This window comes from Solibacillus sp. NPDC093137 (assembly GCF_050280445.1).
GTDB lineage: Bacteria > Bacillota > Bacilli > Bacillales_A > Planococcaceae > Solibacillus > Solibacillus isronensis_B.
This window is the reverse complement of sequence record NZ_JBNNVH010000016.1, coordinates 1-1,956: the sequence shown is the minus strand read 5'-3', so window position 1 is coordinate 1,956 and position 1,956 is coordinate 1. Positions and strand designations below refer to the sequence as shown.

Annotated in this window: 2 protein-coding genes; both read right to left on the bottom strand. The window is 29.7% G+C overall.

The features are described from left to right. Positions 1-167: 167 nt before the first annotated feature. Positions 168-743, bottom strand: a complete 576-nt coding sequence (locus tag ACQKN3_RS20135; RefSeq protein ID WP_427714386.1) for a DUF3862 domain-containing protein — start codon at positions 741-743, stop codon at positions 168-170. Positions 744-1,206: 463 nt separating this feature from the next. Continuing rightward, complete coding sequence (locus ACQKN3_RS20130) at positions 1,207-1,749, bottom strand: hypothetical protein (protein WP_340800714.1); 543 nt, start codon at positions 1,747-1,749, stop codon at positions 1,207-1,209. Positions 1,750-1,956 lie beyond the last annotated feature (207 nt).

The following is a 1,956-nucleotide window of genomic DNA, read 5'->3' as shown; positions in this document are numbered from 1 at the left end:
GTATAAACAATGTTCCATAAGAAAAGCGAGAAACGCTATTAAGTCAACGTTTCTCGCATTTTAGTGTATTCCCAAACTTTTATTTGGGAACGTTTATTTGAATGATTGTGTATGCTTTATAAATACATTATGAAAAGCGGTTAAGAAATATTAAGAACTAATATTCCTTAACTAGAAACTTGCAGTTCACCACTAGATTTAAATTTACCCTCAATGAATACTAATGTTACATCTGTATCTGAAGTAGAATTATGATAACTGTAAATTTCTAAAACATCAGATTCAGCGATGAGCGCACCTTTACCACCAAGAGTTTCAAATACTTTTTCTTTTGTCATACCTTTTTCAAACTTATTTAATTGCTCTGAGTCTATTTCCATAGTAGATGTTTCTAACCCTCTTTGTGCTTTATAACTTAGTTTATTATCCTCGAATGTCATTTCAGCAACCGAAGATTCATTGTCTGTTTTAAATAGATATATATCGGTACTAGGTGAATCATCTTGTGCTTCACTTTTAGAAACTATAGTACCTTTTGAACCAATAATATTAAACACTTCTTCGGATGTCATACCGTATTTAATTTGTTTGTACTTTTCTTTAGTTATTTTACTATCAGTATTTAGTGGATGTTCTACAAGTGATGTTTCGTCTTTTTGTGCATCTTCATTAGTTGTTTTTTCACTGCAGCCCGCTAATCCAAGACTTAAAACTAATGCTGTGCTAATTACTAATTTTTTCATTACAAATCAACCCCTTATATTTCCATTTTAAATGAATATTAATCAGATGCATATTCTTTTTAAATTACTATTTAGCTTGCTGTGCTTTTAGATAACTCAACTTACCTAGCTAGTTGACTAAAAAAGTAACCAAAGTGTCATTTGGGAACCTTAAAACTATCCTAAGGGGTATCTAAATGGAAAAATACTCTATCTACTTCAAGAAAATCATTATTATTAATTTTTATATCCTACTACTTTTTTAACAGTAAAATTAGCAAACCATGACCAAATACATAAAAAGATAAAAATGAAAAAGATATGGATTTTTTCTGCAATGTTCATATAAAAGGGCACAAAACGTTGATTTAACAACGTTCGTGCCTTTTTAATGTGTCCCCAAACTTTAATTTTGGAACGTTTATTAGGTTTATTTTGTATACTTTATAAACCTTTAGTGTTGAAACTTATTTTAAAATTTATCTTATTCAAAAACAGGTTCAATACCTATTTCTTTTAATAAGTATTTTATATGGCTAAGTTTTTCTGCTAAATGTTTTTTAGGGATTAAAATTTCTTCTCTTAATCGTTTAAACATGTTTGGGTTAAATTCAGGAAACCACTCTTCATAATCAATTCCTTCATTTTTTTCAATATTTATTAAACACCAGATGATAGTTTCGAACATATAAGGAAATTCTTCTTCAATCTGTTCATGATGTTCTAACAATGAATAAACATAATCATTTAAGTGATAAAAACGTATTTGATTCGAGGGATGCGAGCTCCTTTTTTTTCGTTCTTCCCATTCTTTTATTGGCTGAAACACCTGACAATACCCTGTTTCCCAAGTACCTAACATACAAGTAAATGCAGCGATTGAATATTTTCTAGTTTCAAAATCTGAGTCTCCAAAATATTTAAAATATTCTTCTTGATACCTACCATAATGACCGCTAGCATGAAAATGCCCTATTGCAAAACCTTTCAAGCCACGTTTTGCTTGTTCGATAATGTTATTCGCCATACTCAATCCCCCCATTTATCCGCAAAGTATATTAACGAATTTTCCGTAATATTTGTTTAGAAACTGTTCATAAGAAATTAAAACATCCCTGTTCAATTAAATAAGAGGTGTTGGTTACCAAAGTGTCATTTGGGAACGTTAGTTAAACTTTTACTAAAACCTGTACTCTTTCCTAAGTATCCTAAATTTTTATAAAAATTATGTGCA